The 17579-nt window shown below is 36.0% G+C and carries 19 protein-coding genes; 6 read left to right on the forward strand and 13 right to left on the reverse strand.

The annotated features are described in order from the left end of the window. Both QZ136_RS00980 and QZ136_RS00985 read right to left on the reverse strand, forming a co-directional pair. Positions 1 to 2049, reverse strand: coding sequence for a helix-hairpin-helix domain-containing protein (locus QZ136_RS00980; RefSeq protein WP_291399456.1), 2049 nt, complete (start codon positions 2047 to 2049; stop codon positions 1 to 3). Further along, positions 2039 to 2833, reverse strand: coding sequence for a hypothetical protein (locus QZ136_RS00985; RefSeq protein ID WP_291399457.1), 795 nt, complete (start codon positions 2831 to 2833; stop codon positions 2039 to 2041). The genes QZ136_RS00980 and QZ136_RS00985 overlap by 11 nt, the downstream gene beginning before the upstream one ends. Before the next feature lie 108 nt (positions 2834 to 2941). Between QZ136_RS00985 and QZ136_RS00990 the strand changes: the two genes are divergently transcribed. Then, the gene (locus QZ136_RS00990) at positions 2942 to 3613 is read left to right on the forward strand and encodes a hypothetical protein (RefSeq protein ID WP_291399458.1); all 672 of its coding nucleotides are present in this window, start codon (positions 2942 to 2944) and stop codon (positions 3611 to 3613) included. A gap of 56 nt (positions 3614 to 3669) precedes the next feature. Continuing rightward, positions 3670 to 5532: an LTA synthase family protein gene (locus QZ136_RS00995; RefSeq protein ID WP_291399459.1), complete on the forward strand. Its 1863-nt coding sequence runs from the start codon at positions 3670 to 3672 to the stop codon at positions 5530 to 5532. On the opposite strand, the gene QZ136_RS01000 is transcribed toward QZ136_RS00995, so the two are convergent. The 4 genes from QZ136_RS01000 to QZ136_RS01015 are packed head-to-tail and all read right to left on the reverse strand — an operon-like array spanning position 5529 to position 8824. Continuing rightward, the gene (locus QZ136_RS01000) at positions 5529 to 6137 is read right to left on the reverse strand and encodes a hypothetical protein (protein WP_291399460.1); all 609 of its coding nucleotides are present in this window, start codon (positions 6135 to 6137) and stop codon (positions 5529 to 5531) included. The genes QZ136_RS00995 and QZ136_RS01000 overlap by 4 nt on opposite strands. Positions 6138 to 6139: 2 nt before the next feature. After that, the gene (gene bioA, locus QZ136_RS01005; protein ID WP_291399461.1) at positions 6140 to 7414 is read right to left on the reverse strand and encodes an adenosylmethionine--8-amino-7-oxononanoate transaminase; all 1275 of its coding nucleotides are present in this window, start codon (positions 7412 to 7414) and stop codon (positions 6140 to 6142) included. Beyond that, positions 7396 to 7848 (reverse strand): NUDIX domain-containing protein, encoded by a 453-nt coding sequence (locus QZ136_RS01010; RefSeq protein WP_291399462.1) that lies wholly within the window; start codon positions 7846 to 7848, stop codon positions 7396 to 7398. Before QZ136_RS01010 ends, bioA begins: the two co-directional genes overlap by 19 nt. After that, positions 7835 to 8824, reverse strand: a complete 990-nt coding sequence (locus QZ136_RS01015) for a cation diffusion facilitator family transporter (RefSeq protein ID WP_291399463.1) — start codon at positions 8822 to 8824, stop codon at positions 7835 to 7837. Before QZ136_RS01015 ends, QZ136_RS01010 begins: the two co-directional genes overlap by 14 nt. Positions 8825 to 8950: 126 nt before the next feature. On the opposite strand from QZ136_RS01015, the gene QZ136_RS01020 reads away from it, so the two are divergent. Further along, complete coding sequence (locus QZ136_RS01020) at positions 8951 to 10147, forward strand: pyridoxal phosphate-dependent aminotransferase (RefSeq protein WP_291399464.1); 1197 nt, start codon at positions 8951 to 8953, stop codon at positions 10145 to 10147. A 52-nt stretch (positions 10148 to 10199) separates the two neighbouring features. Then, on the forward strand, positions 10200 to 11174 hold the full coding sequence (locus tag QZ136_RS01025; protein ID WP_291399465.1) for a bifunctional ADP-heptose synthase: 975 nt from the start codon (positions 10200 to 10202) through the stop codon (positions 11172 to 11174). Between the two features lie 208 nt (positions 11175 to 11382). Here the strand turns inward: QZ136_RS01025 and QZ136_RS01030 are convergent, their stop codons facing one another. Both QZ136_RS01030 and QZ136_RS01035 read right to left on the reverse strand, forming a co-directional pair. Beyond that, complete coding sequence (locus tag QZ136_RS01030) at positions 11383 to 11589, reverse strand: hypothetical protein (RefSeq protein WP_291399466.1); 207 nt, start codon at positions 11587 to 11589, stop codon at positions 11383 to 11385. Positions 11590 to 11894: 305 nt separating this feature from the next. After that, entirely contained in the window at positions 11895 to 13142 is a 1248-nt protein-coding gene (locus QZ136_RS01035; protein WP_291399467.1) for an ABC transporter permease, read from the reverse strand. Positions 13143 to 13295: 153 nt separating this feature from the next. Between QZ136_RS01035 and queA the strand changes: the two genes are divergently transcribed. Together queA and QZ136_RS01045 are read left to right on the forward strand one after the other, a co-directional pair. Further along, the gene (queA, locus tag QZ136_RS01040; protein WP_291399468.1) at positions 13296 to 14345 is read left to right on the forward strand and encodes a tRNA preQ1(34) S-adenosylmethionine ribosyltransferase-isomerase QueA; all 1050 of its coding nucleotides are present in this window, start codon (positions 13296 to 13298) and stop codon (positions 14343 to 14345) included. 65 nt (positions 14346 to 14410) lie between these two features. Beyond that, the gene (locus QZ136_RS01045) at positions 14411 to 15082 is read left to right on the forward strand and encodes a 2-C-methyl-D-erythritol 4-phosphate cytidylyltransferase (RefSeq protein ID WP_291399469.1); all 672 of its coding nucleotides are present in this window, start codon (positions 14411 to 14413) and stop codon (positions 15080 to 15082) included. 41 nt (positions 15083 to 15123) lie between these two features. Here QZ136_RS01045 and QZ136_RS01050 read toward each other — a convergent pair whose 3' ends face one another. The 5 genes from QZ136_RS01050 to gatC form a co-directional block, all read right to left on the reverse strand. Continuing rightward, positions 15124 to 15279: a lmo0937 family membrane protein gene (locus tag QZ136_RS01050; RefSeq protein ID WP_291399470.1), complete on the reverse strand. Its 156-nt coding sequence runs from the start codon at positions 15277 to 15279 to the stop codon at positions 15124 to 15126. 116 nt (positions 15280 to 15395) lie between these two features. Next, positions 15396 to 15617, reverse strand: a complete 222-nt coding sequence (locus QZ136_RS01055) for a DUF2795 domain-containing protein (RefSeq protein ID WP_002996718.1) — start codon at positions 15615 to 15617, stop codon at positions 15396 to 15398. Between the two features lie 83 nt (positions 15618 to 15700). After that, entirely contained in the window at positions 15701 to 16249 is a 549-nt protein-coding gene (locus tag QZ136_RS01060; protein ID WP_291399471.1) for a cob(I)yrinic acid a,c-diamide adenosyltransferase, read from the reverse strand. Positions 16250 to 16431: 182 nt separating this feature from the next. Continuing rightward, positions 16432 to 17193, reverse strand: coding sequence for an ABC transporter ATP-binding protein (locus tag QZ136_RS01065; protein WP_291399472.1), 762 nt, complete (start codon positions 17191 to 17193; stop codon positions 16432 to 16434). A 54-nt stretch (positions 17194 to 17247) separates the two neighbouring features. Continuing rightward, positions 17248 to 17541: an Asp-tRNA(Asn)/Glu-tRNA(Gln) amidotransferase subunit GatC gene (gene gatC, locus QZ136_RS01070; protein WP_291399473.1), complete on the reverse strand. Its 294-nt coding sequence runs from the start codon at positions 17539 to 17541 to the stop codon at positions 17248 to 17250. Between the last annotated feature and the right edge of the window lie 38 nt (positions 17542 to 17579).

Below are 17579 nucleotides of genomic sequence, written 5' to 3' on the forward strand. Positions count from 1 at the left end.
TTAAAACTGAAAACGGACTTGCAATCTCACATCTGATCTATTATTACCATTAATCTCATCATTCCCACTACCCACTGTTTCTTGTCCATAATAGCTTGTTTGGGCATACCTCAACCACAAATCAAACCCTCGAAAAAAAGTATATCTCACATTCCCATAAAAACGAGTCCCCCTACCCTGATAAGCAGGAACAGCATAAGAATATAAAACATCATTTTCATAAGCATAGATTCTAGAGTTAAAACTTTGAGTATCAAAAATTCCAAAACGTAAATTCCCAGATAATTTGGAACTTAAAGGTTTATAAATAATATCTTGATAAAGCAAAAAGCCTGTCTCATGATTCAAAAATCCTTTTTCAAATCTTACCACCTCAGCACGATTTCTTAATGTAAATTGGTCATTTAAAGCATAAATGAGCTCTAAACGATAGTTTTGCTTATCAACTGCCTCCAAACCAAAACCATCTAAATCTGCACCATTTTCCTCTCTAAGCTGTTGCTTAAATCGGGCGCTAATTTTAAACTTCTTATTCATTTTATAATTGAGCTGTGCAAGCAACTCATAGCCTGATGAGGGAGCATCTACCCTAAACTTCAGCCATGGGAATTTGAAAAAATCGGAGTAAACAAATAAATCCCATTTTGAATCAAATTTTAGTGCCATGGCGGCATAAAATCCACTCTCATTTACTGCATTGGAAGCTTCCGAGACCGATTGATTGAAAAAGGAATGATAATTTTTCGTATATTTGCGGTGTAATAATACCAGTGAAACCCGAGATGACAGACTAGTCATCAAGCCATTAATTAAGCCATAGCCCGAATTTAAACTATATGCCATCTCCCCAAAGAAATAGGTATTTTTCAGGGCATAATCATAATGAAAACCCAAATTTGTAAGAGAATTACCCTGAAATTCATACTTCTCATACAATGATTTTCCTGCTCCAAAAGGCATGCTAAATTTTGTTTGATAAGCAGTTAATCCGAGATTCAAATTCCTCGTATTGTACTGAATATTAGTCCCATAAACAATAGAATACAGCCTATTCTTATTCTCAATTTCCGTTTTTGTCCGATGTAAGCCACTAATATTCACAGATGCTATTTCTGAACCTGAACTGCCTAAACTAGCGTCCAAATTCTTTTTAGAAACAAAGGGGGTAAATGAAATTTTCTTTAAGCCAAAAGTAGCTGAAGCACCTCTCAAAAAGCTCGCTTCATTAACTGAGCTGTATGGTTTTAGTCCGAAATCTTGCTTTGCAATAGTGGTTATTCCTACACCCTTACCAAATCCTGAACCCGACCACATGCTTAAACCCTGACCAAACTGTAGTCCATAATCACCTAAAACTAGCTTTTTTAATAGCCCTTGACCACGATAAGAGATACTCCCAGAATAGAAATCAAAACCTTCATTTCTATTGCGATCTAAAAAAAGTTCCCCAGCATCTTTCTCCATATTGAGTGATGCTGCCAATGTATTTGAATAGTTAAATCGATATCGTGTTAAAAGCTTTAATGGAGAACCTGAATAATTTGCTGGTTTCGAGGAATCAGCACTCATAAATCCTGCTTGCGGCTGAATAATTTGACCCATTCGAAGAATCAAATCATGATTCCCCTTTTGAAATAGCTTTTTAGCACTTAGATTTTGTAAAGGAGAATAAATTCCGACTTTCACAAAATTCAATAAAAGACTAATTATTTCAGGATCAAGGCTTTGCAGACTTTGCAATTCGAGCTTATCCATAAATGAGCCATTTTGAGATCTATGATTTAGGATTTCATTAATTTGCAACGGACTAAGAAAAAACAATTCTCTTAATTGCTCGGAGCTAGCGCGGTTTAAGTCCAAGGGATGAAGCTTATAAAAATTAAGCCTTTCTACGAGTTCTGAATAGTCTAAATCTTCGTCAGGGTCGCGCGAAACAAGCTCTAAAATTTGATCGATTATTTCGGAACTCTCATCTTGACTAAGTCCCACCTGCGGACTAAAAAACATCGCCCAAACCATAAACAAAAGACATTTACCCTTAAAATTCATAGCTAAAGGCCAAATTAGGTGAATAACCGAGTTGCAGGTGGGATGAAATAGCCACATCTAATGCAAATCGCTGATAATTTATTCCGAAACCTCCATATTGCTTAAAAGGATTAGCCGATAATCCGCCTCTTAGCGCAAACCAATTAATGAGCTTGTATTCCATCCCAACCTTAGTATCAATTCCGGCATTTAGCACTTTTTGAACATCGCTAATCACCAAAACCTTATCACTAAAAACATAAGAAAATCCAAATGAAAGGCCTACAGGAAGGTTTGTCCCGACTAAATCATTAAAACTTGCTTTTGCAGGATTTGAAAGATGAGAAGCAATCCATAATTTATCATTAACTCGATATTGCATTCCAGCATCTACGGAAATAAGCCTTTCTGAGCCATATTTTGCAACAGACAATTGATGATGCTTTACAGCGATTGAAAGCGCGAGCGCACCAGAAAAATTCTTTGCATAGGCGATGCTAGTAACTTGTTCTAAATATTCGTTAAAACCATAACGCTGAAAACTAAGACCGATAACATTTTTGTCAAAGGGTATGGCAAATACCGCCTTTTGAGTGCTTAGTTCTTGGTCGGAGAAATGACGCTGATAGGCCAAGGCAAAAATGGGTCTTTTAAGATGTGCAATACCAGCAGGATTATGCTGTAAAGACCAAACATCTTGGAGCGCAGTGCCGGAAGAACCCATGGCAAGTGAGCGTGGCCCGGGACTAATTTGAGCAATTGCTGATGCATGTAAGAAAATAAAAATCAAGCATATAAATTTCATAAACTGAAATTAGTCTGCACATGCTTGAGCTTCAAAAAAATTTATTTAACGGTCGTTTGTAACAATAAGCGGAAAATTTCGTCTATTTACAAGATAAATTTTTTAAACATGAAGAAAATTATTTTAAGTCTTGCGCTGTTATTAGTAGGAACAGGCATGTATGCTCAATCATTGAGCGGCAAAGTGAATGAAGGTACCATCATTTATTCGGTCGAGTGGAAATTACCTGAGCAGATGCAGGCTATGGCAGCAAGTATGCCAACAGAACTAACTGTTTATTTTAAGGGTGATTCATCAAGTCTAAAATCAGAATCTGCAATGTATAGCAGTACAAACATTCTAAATACAAGCAAAGATTATGAGCGTTTACTTTTAGATATCCCAATGATGGGTAAAAAGCTTTCTGTGGTTTTTACGCCTGCAGATCAAGAAATGATGGCCGAAAATATGCCTAATTTAACTGTAAAAGAAGGTACAGAAACTAAAACCATTATTGGATTTAAAGCATTAAAACATGAAGTAAATGAATCTAAATCAAATGAAAACTCGGAAGCTTGGTTTACAAAAGACATTGAAATTGCACCAAATTCTTTAAGTCGCTTTTTCAAGTCAAGCTATGGTATTCCTCTTGAATTTGTTTCATACATGAATGGAATCAGTGTTAAGGCTACTGTAAAAGAAATCAAAGCAGGTACAGTTCCAGCTGGTTCATTTTCTGCTTCAAAAGATTTCGAAGAAATTACTTTTGAGCAATTGATGCAAATGCAAGGGGGAAGGTAATTCCCACTCGATATTTAAAGCTTTTTAACATCCTCCTTTTTTCATAAATTGCGCTGATGTTAAAAAGCTTTTTTGTTTTCATTCGTTTCTACCTTTTTTGGCTTCTATTCTTTTTCATAGATAGACTTATATTCCTTGTTTATTTTTCAGATAGACTTAGCCATATTAAAATAAGCGAGATTGCTAGTACTTTTTTCTATGCCATCCGTTTAGATTCTTCCATGGTTGGTTATATTTCAGTAATTCCATTACTATTTTACCTTACTTTACTTTTCCTTCCTCGGATTAAATTTCCAGAAAGCATCGGAAAATACTACATCATTTTCTTTGTATTAATATTTTCAATAATCACCATATTTAATCTGAATTTATACCGTGAATGGGGCTCTAAAATTAATTATCGAGCGCTCGATTTAGCCTTTAACTCCACAAAAGAGGCTGTTGCATCGAGCTCCTCATCTCCCATTTTATCATCGCTAAGTATTTTCGCGGGACTAATCCTTAGCGCTTTATTTTTAGCGCAGAAAGTAATAGATGTAAAAATCAAGGACCATCTTCAACCTCTTTGGAAAAAGGCAAGCACAGCATTGATGATGTTGACGCTCACTTTTCTCTTAATTAGAGGTGGTTGGCAATTATCCCCAATCAACCAAAGCATGGCCTATTTTTCGAATGAGATTTTCTTAAATCATGCGGCAGTAAATACCGAATGGAACCTCATAGATGATATTTTAAGCAATAAATATGGGAAAGATAATCCATACCAATATTATCCAAGAGAGGAAGCACAGAAAATTCTGAGTGAAATCTATAAAAAACCAACAGAGAGCACTCCCATTCTATTAAATTCTGAGCGACCAAACGTAGTATTGATCATACTAGAAAGTTATACGGCAGAGTTAGTTGGCGTTTTAGGAGGCGAAAAAGGCGTAACACCAAACACGGATAGATTGGCTGGCGAAGGAATACTTTTCGAAGAAATTTATGCTGCTGCTGGCCGTACAGATAAAGGTGTTTTGGCAAGCATTAGCGCCTTCCCTGCTCAAGCTATAAGAAGCGTTATGAAACTAGGTAGCAAACAAGAAAAGCTTCCAGGAATTGCACAAGAATTTGTAAAAAACTCCTATTCTACATCTTTTTATTATGGTGGTGAAAGTGAGTTTTTTAACATGAAATCCTATGTTTTAAGTCATGGATACAAGAAATTGGTCGATCAGCATTCTTTTCAAAGCAAAGACATGAATTCTAAATGGGGCGCTTATGACGACAAGGTATTTACTAAGCAATTAGCCGATATGGAACATAGCAAGCAACCTTTCTTTTCTACCATTTTAACTCTAACCAATCATGAGCCTTTTGAAATCCCCGTTGAGAGAAAATACAAGGGAGAAAATGTAAATGATCAGTTTAGAAGCACCATGTTTTTCACCGATTCTTGCTTAGGAGCATATTTAAACGATGCGAAAAAGAAATCTTGGTATAAAAATACACTATTCGTAATTATTGCAGATCATGGCCATCGTTTACCAAACGATCTAACGGAATTTGAAGCAAGGAAATATCGAATACCACTAATATTTTATGGTGATGTAATTAAACCTGAGTTTAAAGGCTTAAAAATAAGCAAAACTGGAAGCCAGACAGATTTAGTCGCAACCTTATTAAATCAAGTAAAAATCGATGCTAGTCGCTATTCTTGGAGTAAAGATCTACTAAATCCATCTACACCTGGCTTTGCCTTTTTTAATTGGGACAATGGCTTCGGATTTGCCACAAAAGAGCAAGTCATTTCATTTGATAATGTGGGAAAAAACATTATCCTACGTAAAAATAAAGCAAATCCTAAACTTGATAATGAATTGTTAAGATATGGACAAGCTCACATGCAAGAGGTATTTCAACAGTATTTAGATCTCTAAGCGATTTCCTTCTGCAATGCTTTAAGCCAATCATTAAACAGTTTTGTTTCAAATTCAACAGCCTTTTCAGCATGCTTTTCCCAATCTGCAGAAAAACTCTTCAATTGGACAAGCATTTCCTCTAAATGTCCCTCCTCTTCAAGTATAATCGACTTCACATTCACTTTGCTTGATGCTTCGTCTAGAGCGTTCTGGTAGATGGGGTAAAGTTCATCGGCACGAACCTCAATAGCATAAGTAACTAAAAGGTATGCAGCAAATTTTAAATCATTTCCACTTAAATTAAGAGTGCTTTTCAGGTATTTGCATACTAAAACATCCAATAAATTTAAATAATATCTACTTTCTGAGCTTGCCAATAAATATTGGTCGGCGTAAGTGGGACAAGCATCAAGGCTAAGCTTAGAAATTTGTTTTTTAAGGTAATATGCATGCCTATGCTCCTCAGCGGCATGTTTTAGAATAATTAATGTAACATCCTTTTTATGCTCACTGGCAGATATTTTCCGAGCACCTGAATTTTCCATTAAGGAAAGTGTGTTCAACCAGCGTGCGTGAGTATCGTTATTGGAAACTATTTTTGAAAGTATTTGACTAAAATCCATGTTTAAAATCGTTCAAGCGCCTCTTCAATTTTTGCGTAAATATAATCGAGATCATCATTTTTAATACAATATGGTGGCATAATGTAAATAATATTTCCAAGAGGTCTTAGAATTATACCTTCGTCAAGGAAAAAATTATATAATGTATCTCTCAAACCGTTAAAATAAGATGTTTCCCCTGTTGTATTCCACTCTATCGCCAAAATTGTCCCAGTCTGGCGAATACATTTGATTTTTTTATGGGAAGCAATTTTTTCGGCAAAATCTTTGTGTTTCAATTCAATTCGATGAAGATTTTCCACCGTTGCTGGCTCCAAAAGCAAATCCATGCTGGCTAATGCGGAAGCACAGGCAATTGGATTTGCCGTGAATGAATGTCCGTGAAACAATGTTTTTAGTTTATCATCGGAAAGAAAAGCCTCATAAATAGCTCGTGTACAAGTGGTTACACCAAGAGCCATTGTCCCACCTGTAATGCCCTTCGAAAAACACATTAAATCGGCCTTTTCTGTGAGATGATCACTTGCAAACAATTTACCAGTACGACCGAAACCTGTCATCACTTCATCAGCAATTGTTAAAATATTTTCTTTCCTACAATGATGAATCAATTCATCAAGATAATGTGCCTCATACATTTGCATCCCTCCTGCCCCTTGTACCAAAGGCTCAAAAATAAAGGCAGAAATGTCTGATTTTAAGGAACTTATATGACTTTTAAGCTGCTCAATATTATTTTGATTAGGAAGTTCGATAAATTCGACCTCAAAAAGGAACTTATCGAATGGCTTAGTAAATGCACTTCTTGCACTTACTGCCATGGCTCCAAAGGTATCACCATGGTAGGAATTTTGGAATGCTAAAACTTTAGGTTTTTCAATTCCCTGATTAGTCCAGAATTGAAAACACATTTTAAGCGCCACTTCCACAGCCGTAGATCCATTATCAGAATAAAACACCTTTGCCTGATTATTGGGAAGGATATTTATTAATCTTTCAGCCAATTCTACTGCTCCAGGATGGGTAAATCCGGCGAAAATAACATGTTCCAACCTACTCAGCTGCTCCGAAACCTTTTTTGCAATGTATGGATGCGAATGACCATGGATATTTACCCACCAAGAGGAAATAGCATCCAGATATTTTGTCCCATCCTCAGCATATAAAAATACGCCCTCACCGCGCACAATCGGAATTGGAGCTGCCGCAGTTTGCATTTGGGTGTAGGGATGCCAGATTATTGCCTGGTCGCGCTCGACTAAACTTTTTTCGGCCATTTTTCTTTCAATAATTCTAAAACTTTTTGATCTGTTGGAAAGGTCAAATCATCCTTAATTAACTCATGAACACATTTCCAACGGAATGCTTGAAGTGTATCTCCTTTAGACTGAAAATCAAATGCCTTCTCTCTAAAATCAAGCTCAATATTTGAAATAGGTTTAACCAAATAGTAAACACTAATCACCTGACTTTCATTAAAGACCGATTTTATGAAAAAATCTGTCGTGTAAAAATGCTCTAAAACTTCAATTTCTGTTTGGCATTCCTCCACAAACTCTCTTTTTAATGCATCTATCAGTCCCTCGCCATACTCTAATCCTCCACCTGGGAATTTGCTGAACTGGAATCCATATTCCTCCTCATCACTGATTAAAATATGCTTATCCTCATTAAATAATAGTCCGTAAACTCGAACATTAAATTGATACATCGGGTGTAAAATGTTTATGGTTTTTGCTTACATTTTCTGTTGTCCACGCAATATCAAGAGTTTTTGGCTCAGAACGAACTGAACAATCCAACATTTTGCAATAATGACAACACTGTGGCACACATGGATCAGCATGGATAAAAAATTCAGTATTTGAATTTGCCTTGTGGTTTACCAATTTATCAAGTTCAGAAACCTCTTCATGAACCTTATTCAAATCAAAATAATAAGGAAGTGTTAGATGACAATCGATGTGAATATCAGTGCCGTAGCGTTGGGTTCTCAAATTATGTACATCAATCCACGAATTTTTACGATGTCCATTAAGAATGGCAACAATTTCATCAGTGGTGTCAAAATCAGATTCATCCATTAAACCAGAAACCGATTTTCGCACCAATTTATATCCACTATAAACAATATAAAATCCGATAACTATAGATAAAATACTGTCGAGGTAATTTAAACCGGTAGTATAAATGAGAATTAAACCCAAGACTAATCCCGCACTTGTATAGGCATCCGTTTGAAGATGTTTACCATCCGCAAACAAGGTTAAAGAATTCAGTTTTTTACTTTGATCAATGAGATAATATCCCAAAACATAGTTAATTAAGCCTGAAACGCCAATAATTACAGTACCAATGATTAAATCACTGATTTCATGTGGGAAAAAGAGGTTATAAAAGGACTTAAAACTGATTAGTATTCCTGCAATGATAATTAATGCTCCCTCAATAAAAACAGAGAAAAATTCAACTTTCCCATGTCCGTAAGGATGATTTTGGTCTTTGGGACGGGCAGCAAGATAAATACTATAAAATGCGAATAAACTAGCTAAAATATTGACAATGCTTTCGGCGGCATCCGTTAAAATAGAGTTAGATGAGGTTATAAAATATGCCGTAAATTTGGCTAGCATCAGTACGATACCTACGACCAGTGAAAGTAAAATGACTTTTTTTTGAGTTTGCAAAGCAGGTCTATATTTTCGGTAAATTTAGTCAATAGCAGAGAGCATTTATTAAAAAAATCGAAAAATTAGCTTGATTTAGCTTTAATTTTTGCATTGGCAGGTCATGTTTCTATATTTGTTATAATTATGAGCACATTATCACATCGCATCGACAATCTTTCCGAGTCCGCCACCATCAAAATGGCAAAAATGGGCCGCGAATTAGCCGCTAAGGGAGTAGACGTAATCAGTCTAAGCCTTGGTGAGACAGATTTTTTCACACCCGATTTCGTGAAAGAAGCAGCCAAACAGGCTATTGATCAGAATTTTTCTTATTACACTCCCGTTCCGGGCTATCCTGAATTGCGTAAAGCCATTGCAGCAAAGCTCAAACGTGAGAATGGTTTGGATTATGATTTTGATCAAATTGTTGTTTCTACTGGAGCTAAACAATCTTTAGCTAATGCGATATTAAGTCTCGTAAACCCTGGAGATGAGGTAATTATACCTACTCCCTATTGGGTATCCTATTCTGAACTTGTAAAACTTGCTGAAGGTGAATCTGTTCTAATTAACACCAATTTAGAAAGTGATTTTAAAATTACTGCTGAAGAGCTTGAAGCTGCAATTACACCAAAAACAAAGCTATTCTTGTTTTCGTCACCAAATAACCCTACTGGAAGTGTTTATACCCGTGAGGAATTAGCTTCATTAGTTAAGGTTTTCGAAAAGTATCCAAATATTTATATTATTTCTGATGAGATATATGAGCATATTAACTTTTTAAGTGATCATGAATCAATTGCTCAATTTCCATCTGTAAAAGATAGAGTAATCATAATCAACGGATTATCAAAGGCTTATGCCATGACAGGATGGCGTATTGGTTATTCAGCAAGTAGTAAAGCAATTGCTGCTGCATGCGATAAACTTCAGAGTCAGATAACTTCTGGGACTTGCTCAATCACCCAAAAAGCTGGAATTGCAGCTTATGAGGGTGGCTTAGAGACTATCCATGAGATGAAAGCCGTTTTTAAAGAACGTAGAGATCTTGTATTTGGCTTATTGAAAGAAATTCCAGGCTTGAAGGTTAATTTACCGGCTGGTGCATTTTATTTCTTCCCTGAAATAAGCTCATTCTTTGGGAAAACCACTCCTGATGGCGAAGTAATCAAGAATGCAGAAGACCTTTCATTATACTTATTAAATACGGGTCATGTAGCTACAGTAAGTGGCGATTCATTTGGTGATCCTAATTCAATCAGACTTTCATATGCTGCGGCAAATGTAAAATTGGTTGAAGCCATGAAACGTATCAAAAATGCTCTTGGAGCTTTAAAATAATATTTTTTCAAATAGCGGGCTAAAAACCCGCTTATAACCTTTAAAATAAAGCATGAATAACATCTTTGAAAAGTTCAATTCCTTAAATGTGTTGATTATTGGGGATGTTATGATCGATAGCTATATCTGGGGTAAAGTAGATCGCATTTCTCCCGAAGCACCGGTCCCAATTGTTCGTGTAACTAAAAAGGAAGACCGTTTAGGAGGTGCTGCCAATGTAGCCTTAAATATCCAATCGCTAGGTGCTAAACCACTTATTTGTGCCGTTATTGGCGATGATTTTGATGGAGAAAACTTTATTTCTTTATTGAAGAAACAGGGACTATCTGATCAAGGTATTATCAAGATTAAAGACCGCCCTACGACAGTCAAGACGCGAATTATCGCTCATAATCAACAGATTGTGCGTGTTGATGCCGAGACGGAAGATGATTTGAATGATTCTGACACTATTTCTGTCTTTGAAAGGATAAAACACATTATTTCGGGGCACAAAATTGATGCAATCATTTTTGAGGATTATGATAAAGGTCTGATTACTGAAAAGTTAATCTCACAAACCGTAGAACTTGCTCAATCACAAGGTATTATCACCGTTGTTGATCCTAAAAAGAGAAATTTTGAGGCTTATAAAGGCGTCAATTTATTTAAGCCAAACCTCAAAGAATTGAAAGAAGGTCTTAAAATTGACCTCGACCCAAAAAACATTCAGCAAGTTGAAGAAGCAGTAGAAAGCTTAAAAAGGCTCTTGGGAGCTAAATCCGTAATGCTTACCCTCTCAGAAAATGGAGTTTATATCAGTTCTGAGAATGGAAAGGAACTAATCAAGGCCCATAAACGCGATATAGCCGATGTTTCCGGTGCAGGCGACACTGTTATCGCTACAGCGGCGTTATGCCTTGCAGCAGGCCTAAACGAGCTTAAAACGGCAGAGATAGCTAATTTAGCTGGCGGACTTGTATGCGAGCATGTGGGCGTAGTTCCGATTGATAAGTGGAGATTGATGAGGGAAGCGGGGGATTTGTAGGGATCAGTTGGCAGTTATCAGTTGGCAGTTATTAGTTATTAGACTAGCGACATCTGTTGCCCGGTGGCTGAGGTTCTCGAAACCAGGTTCTATAAGGCAGGAAAAGAGTTGTCAGTTATCAGTTGTCAGGCTGGGCGGAGAGTAAATAGTTAAATTAATATTGAGTGTACCGTCCTTATTCCTTGCTCCTTATTCCTTATTCTAATTATTATAAATCATTATTAGACAATCTTTTTTCCTTCCTCCTTTGAAAATACTCAATGGCATCGATAATAAGTATTAAGGATAAATAAGAAACACTAATCCACTTTTCTTTACCATGTAAAAGACTAGTTTCAGTAAATTCAATAAATAAATGCAATGCTATTAAGCAAGCAACTAGTAATGTTAAAGTTTTTTTAATTGAATTATTCATCCGATTGAACAGAATTTATACCTAAAGTTACTTTTTATTCTTTAAAACTAAAATTAATAAAAAAGTCGATAATTAAGGTAAAAAACTATTCACCTCCCGCAGATTTTTGATCGTAATTGTTTCATACTTTTCAGCGCCTTTGCAAGCAAAATCAACTCTGCGCTGATCCGCGCAAATCTGCGGGAGCCGCCTCTCCGACTGGCTTCGTGAACCTCAGCCACCGGGTAAATAATAACTCCTCTCCGCCCAGCCTGACAACCGACAACCGACAACTCCCAACTGACAACTGACAACCGACAACTAAACTACTTACTCCTAATCGCCTCCACAGGATCCAGCCTCGATGCATTAAATGCCGGAATAAATCCTGATACAAGTCCGATGACGGTAGAAAGTACTATAGTTAAGATCACCTTACTCATATCAACAACAATGGTAAGATCGAAGAAAGTTTTAGAGATGAAAGCCAAGCCAAACACAATCAGTAAACCAATAAATCCTCCCATAAGGCATAAAAGCACTGATTCGATCAAGAATTGGAGCATGATAAAGTAATTTTTAGCTCCCAATGATTTTTGAATTCCTATGATATTGGTACGTTCTTTCACCGAGACAAACATGATGTTTGCAATTCCGAATCCGCCAACTAAAATGGAGAAACCACCAATAAATGCACCCGCAAAATCAATAATTCCAAAAAGTTGGTCGAGTTGAGCAGTAAGGACTGTTGTTTTATTTAAGGAGAAATCATCGTCATCTTTCGGACCAAGCCTATGAATAGAACGCATGGTTCCTTTCAGTTCACTTTCGAGCTCATCAACAGAAATATTTTCTCTGCCTTTTATAGTAATTTGCGGTCCGTAGCGCTCATCCTCCACCTTTATCACTCCTTTGGCAAAGTTTAGCGGAATTAATACAGTTTTATCTGCCGAGACACCTAACATGTCCTCCCCTTCCTCAGTAAAAACACCCACAATGGTAGTCTTTCTTCCCAAAACAGTAATCACTTTTCCAATTGGATCTTCATTTGGAAATAAGCCGTCGGCAATAGAATAACCAATAATTGCTATTGGTCTGCCGCTCTTTGATTCACTTTCAGTAAAATATCGTCCACCTTGAAAATCAAATTTCCAAACTTTATAATAGTCGTGAGATGCTGCTCTAATTTCTGCACCTTCAATACTGTTATTTCTATATTTTATAGTTCTATTGCCAATTCCAACTTCAAATGATATACCTTCTGCAGTTTGTAATCGTTCTGTAAGTTTATTGTAATCGCGCAAAGAAGGTTCCGGTCTGCTAATATATTTCCACCACGGAAAATCTGGTCCGCCAACCCAAGGCCATTTCTGAATATAAATGGTATTACTCCCCAATTTCTCAACACTACTTTGAATATTATTACGCAGAGTGTCAACGGCAGAAAAAACGCCTACAATGGTCATTATTCCGATTGTTATCCCTAATAAGGATAATAATGTTCTAAGTTTATTTTGCCTAAGAGCTTCAAAGGCAAACAAAAAACTCTCTTTTAATAGTTTGAGAAATATCATATACGAGATTAGACCAAATTTACAGAAAAACGTTACAGGTCGCTATAAGAAATACGAATATAATTAAAATTTACTAAATTTCTATCATTATAGATTAAACAAATGTGGTTTTAATTTGCTAAATTTGCGCCCTGAAATCCATTAAAAATAATTATGAAATTATCTCAGTTCAAATTTGATTTACCTGAATCATTAATAGCCCACAATCCTGTTGAAAACCGCGACGAGGCACGTTTAATGGTGCTGGACAAGAAAACCGGAGCAATTGAACATAAAATATTCAAGGATATTTTAGGCTATTTTGATGAGAAGGATGTGATGATTTTAAACAATACCAAGGTTTTTCCTGCCCGTTTATATGGAAATAAGGAAAAAACTGGTGCTACAATTGAAGTTTTTTTACTTCGTGAACTTAACCGTGAACTTCGTCTTTGGGATGTTCTTGTAGATCCTGCAAGAAAGATTAGAGTAGGCAATAAATTATACTTCGGTGATGATGATCTTCTAGTTGCTGAGGTGGTAGATAATACTACTTCTCGCGGTAGAACTATCCGTTTCCTTTTTGATGGAACTGATGAAGAATTCCGCAGAAATATTGAAATCCTAGGAGAAACACCACTTCCAAAATATATTAAGCGTAAAGCTACTGCTGAAGATAAAGAGAGATATCAAACCATTTTCGCGAAATACGAAGGTGCTGTTGCCGCTCCTACTGCAGGCTTACACTTTAGCCGCGAATTAATGAAACGCCTCGAATTAAAAGGCGTTGATTTTGCTGAGGTTACACTACACGTAGGATTAGGAACATTCAGAACTGTTGAGGTTGAGGATTTAACCAAACATAAAATGGATTCTGAGCAGTTTATTATTGAGCAAAAAGATGCAAATATTGTAAACAAAGCCATTGCTGAAAAAAGAAGAATCTGTGCTGTTGGTACAACTTCAATGAGAGCTATTGAATCGGCTGTATCTGCAGGAAAAGAATTGAAAGCTGCAAACGACTGGACAAGTAAGTTTATCTTTCCTCCATACGATTTCAGCATTGCAAATAGCATGGTGACTAACTTCCACACTCCAGAATCAACTTTATTGATGATGGTAGCTGCATTTGGTGGTTATGAGCACGTAATGAATGCCTATGAAGTAGCTGTAAAAGAGAAGTATCGTTTCTACAGCTATGGTGATGCCATGCTGATCATATAATTGCTTAGGTGGTAAAGAATGTAAATTCCAATCCACCAAAGCTTAATAATATCTGATTTTTAGCTTTGAAATATTACGCAATTATAGTTGGTGGAGGCTCTGGAAGCAGAATGCAATCGGAAATACCCAAACAATTTATGCTTTTAAATGGCAAACCCATTTTAATGCATACCATTGAAGCTTTCTACCATTCAGACCTAAAACCAGAAATTATTCTTGTCCTAAATATCGATTTCCATACTTTTTGGGAAGACCTTTGCTTAAAATACAATTTCACCATTCCTCATAAATTGGTTAAAGGCGGATTACAACGCTTTCATTCTGTTAAAAACGGAATAAATTGTGTCAAAGAAAAAGCAATCATCGCAATTCATGACGCAGTGAGACCATTAGCAAGTAATGACCTAATTACACGTTCATTTTTAGCAGCAGAAGAATTAGGAAATGCAGTGGCAGCCATTAAATCGAAGGATTCTGTGAGGCAACAAAATGACAGCAGAAGCCAATCATTAAATAGAGATGAAATCTATTTAGTACAAACACCACAAACATTCAAATCAGAAATTCTTAACAAGGCTTATAATCAGGAATTTAGAAATGAATTTACTGATGATGCCTCAGTTGTAGAGCGCATAGGAATCTCAATAAATATCATTGAAGGCGAAAGTAAAAATATAAAAATCACCTTCCCTGAAGATATTCAACTTGCCGAATTCTACTTAAATCAAAAAAAATAATCGTATCAGTCTGAATTTGACAAATACGATTATTTAATTCATTAAACAGTCCCGCCACGAATTACACGAAGTAATATTGCAATAACAGCAATTACCAGCAAGATGTGAATTAATCCTCCGCCAAAAGGGGTAATAAAGAAGCCAAATATCCAGGCTATGATCAAAATAACTGCGATTAAATAGAGTAGATTTCCCATAATTCATTTTTAAGTTTAACTATTAAATAATAACACTAAACTTTTAAAAATGTTTAAAAGGACTAAAAAATCGATTTTAATGGGACAAAAAAACCCTGCTAATGCAGGGTTAAATTTTAATATTCGTCTTCATTAAAGAAGAAATCATCCTTTGTGGGATAATCTGGCCAAATTTCTTCTATATTCTCATATGGCTCACCATCATCCTCCAATGCTTGCAGGTTTTCAATAACTTCCACTGGTGCCCCAGAACGAATTGCATAGTCAATAAGTTCATCTTTGGTAGCCGGCCATGGCGCATCTTCTAAATGAGATGCTAATTCTAATGTCCAATACATATTTCTTAGAATTTGGTTTATACTATTTTTTGCAAAAGTATAATAAATTAAATAACAAAATTAATTATTTTTCAACACCTGACTTAAACACGTGGAAACCACTGATTTTCAGGCACATTTCTATCAAAACACAACTTTCTAGCAAGAACAAATAGATAGTCGCTTAGTCTATTTAAATAAACTACTACCTTTTCATCTACAAAACTTTCCGACTTTAAGTGAACGATGATACGTTCTGCTCTTCTGCAAACACATCTTGAAACATGGCAGAATGAAACCACCGGACTCCCGCCAGGCAATATAAAATGCTTTAATTCAGGCAGTACCAAATTCATCTCATCAATTTGATTCTCAAGAAATGTAATATCCGAAAGATGAAGATCTGGAATTTTCATTTTCGATTTCTCAGGATCAGAAGCAAGTGCAGCACCAATGGTAAATAACCTGTCTTGTACCTCCTTTAGAACATCTTTCTGAGCAGCATCAATATCATGGTCGCGGATCATACCGATATATGAATTAAGCTCATCAACTGTGCCATAGCTTTCAATCCTAAGATCATATTTTGGAACACGTGTCCCACCAATTAGTGAGGTTAAGCCCTCATCTCCAGTTTTGGTATAAATTTTCATTTCTTTTTAATCGTTAGATTTCTAGATAAAGCAGAGTTCATTTTTAAGAATTGCGATATTAAGAATTATTAAGCAGAATATTAGGATTGTGGAAATGTTAATACCCTTATTTTGACATTTATAAAACATAAGTCGGGAATGCACCCAAATAAAAATCAAGAATGCTTTTCAACCAAATAAAATTATTGAATCTTCTCGAAATCAGAATCTTTGGATTTCATATCAGCCAAACGTGGAGAAACAGTTTTTACATTCTCATTGAGATAATCGTTTTCGATTAATCCATCACGCATTCTAACAATTCGATGAGCATGCTGAGCGATATCCTCCTCATGAGTTACAAGAATAATGGTATTTCCTTTAGAATGAATCTCTTCCAAAAGTCCCATAATCTCTACCGATGTTTTAGTATCTAGATTACCTGTAGGCTCATCTGCAAGAATAATTGAGGGATTGTTTACAAGCGCTCTAGCAACTGCTACACGTTGACGTTGACCTCCAGAAAGTTCATTTGGCTTATGGTCTACCCTATTCCCTAAACCAACATTTTCTAGTGTTTTTTGAGCACGTTCTTCACGCTCCTTGCGACCAACACCAGCATAAACTAATGGTAGAGCAACATTTTCGAGCGATGAAGATCTAGGAAGAAGATTAAATGTTTGGAATACAAAACCAATTTCTTTATTTCTGATTTCGGCAAGCTCACTGTCGGTCATTTCACTAACCTGATTACCGTTTAAGATATAAACTCCCTTTGATGGTGTATCTAAACAACCAAGGATATTCATTAGGGTGGATTTTCCAGAACCTGAAGGACCCATAAGAGCAACAAACTCACCCTTATTTATAGTTAATGAAACCGATTTCAAAGCATGTATAGTTTCTGCTCCAATTACGTATTTCCTACCAATGTCTGTTAAAGTGATTAGGGGTTCTTGTGCCATTTTTTTTATTTTTTAGACTATCGGTATGTATATTTTGTTACAATATTTTTAAAATTAGGCTTTATTAATCACCTTAGCTACCCTGAAAAATTTCCCATCTGACTTGGGAGCATTTTTTAAAGCTATTTCGGTGCTAATCTCTTGCTTTACTTCATCTTCACGTAGTACATTAACTTCATCGTTCAGATAAACTAAAGGCTCTATTCCCTGAGTATCCACTTCATTTAGCTTATCCATGAAGGTCAGAATTTTATTCATATCGTCTAAAAGACCTTGTTTTTCATCCTCTTGGACTTCCAATCTGGCCAGATGGGCGATTTTATCGATTGTTTCCGAATTTACTTTCATAATTGAATAAAAATCATTATATTAAATGAAGAGACATT

It is taken from the genome of Daejeonella sp., from assembly GCF_017495225.1.
Lineage (GTDB): Bacteria > Bacteroidota > Bacteroidia > Sphingobacteriales > Sphingobacteriaceae > Daejeonella.

What these genes read in the sequence shown, in the direction of transcription:
- QZ136_RS00980 (WP_291399456.1), bottom strand. Translation starts at nt 2,049, where the DNA reads ATGAATTTTAAGGGTAAATGTCTTTTGTTTATGGTTTGGGCGATGTTT.
- QZ136_RS00985 (WP_291399457.1), bottom strand. Translation starts at nt 2,833, where the DNA reads ATGAAATTTATATGCTTGATTTTTATTTTCTTACATGCATCAGCAATT.
- QZ136_RS00990 (WP_291399458.1), top strand. Translation starts at nt 2,942, where the DNA reads ATGAAGAAAATTATTTTAAGTCTTGCGCTGTTATTAGTAGGAACAGGC.
- QZ136_RS00995 (WP_291399459.1), top strand. Translation starts at nt 3,670, where the DNA reads ATGTTAAAAAGCTTTTTTGTTTTCATTCGTTTCTACCTTTTTTGGCTT.
- QZ136_RS01000 (WP_291399460.1), bottom strand. Translation starts at nt 6,137, where the DNA reads ATGGATTTTAGTCAAATACTTTCAAAAATAGTTTCCAATAACGATACT.
- bioA (WP_291399461.1), bottom strand. Translation starts at nt 7,414, where the DNA reads ATGGCCGAAAAAAGTTTAGTCGAGCGCGACCAGGCAATAATCTGGCAT.
- QZ136_RS01010 (WP_291399462.1), bottom strand. Translation starts at nt 7,848, where the DNA reads ATGTATCAATTTAATGTTCGAGTTTACGGACTATTATTTAATGAGGAT.
- QZ136_RS01020 (WP_291399464.1), top strand. Translation starts at nt 8,951, where the DNA reads ATGAGCACATTATCACATCGCATCGACAATCTTTCCGAGTCCGCCACC.
- QZ136_RS01025 (WP_291399465.1), top strand. Translation starts at nt 10,200, where the DNA reads ATGAATAACATCTTTGAAAAGTTCAATTCCTTAAATGTGTTGATTATT.
- QZ136_RS01030 (WP_291399466.1), bottom strand. Translation starts at nt 11,589, where the DNA reads ATGAATAATTCAATTAAAAAAACTTTAACATTACTAGTTGCTTGCTTA.
- QZ136_RS01035 (WP_291399467.1), bottom strand. Translation starts at nt 13,142, where the DNA reads ATGATATTTCTCAAACTATTAAAAGAGAGTTTTTTGTTTGCCTTTGAA.
- queA (WP_291399468.1), top strand. Translation starts at nt 13,296, where the DNA reads ATGAAATTATCTCAGTTCAAATTTGATTTACCTGAATCATTAATAGCC.
- QZ136_RS01050 (WP_291399470.1), bottom strand. Translation starts at nt 15,279, where the DNA reads ATGGGAAATCTACTCTATTTAATCGCAGTTATTTTGATCATAGCCTGG.
- QZ136_RS01055 (WP_002996718.1), bottom strand. Translation starts at nt 15,617, where the DNA reads ATGTATTGGACATTAGAATTAGCATCTCATTTAGAAGATGCGCCATGG.
- QZ136_RS01060 (WP_291399471.1), bottom strand. Translation starts at nt 16,249, where the DNA reads ATGAAAATTTATACCAAAACTGGAGATGAGGGCTTAACCTCACTAATT.
- QZ136_RS01065 (WP_291399472.1), bottom strand. Translation starts at nt 17,193, where the DNA reads ATGGCACAAGAACCCCTAATCACTTTAACAGACATTGGTAGGAAATAC.
- gatC (WP_291399473.1), bottom strand. Translation starts at nt 17,541, where the DNA reads ATGAAAGTAAATTCGGAAACAATCGATAAAATCGCCCATCTGGCCAGA.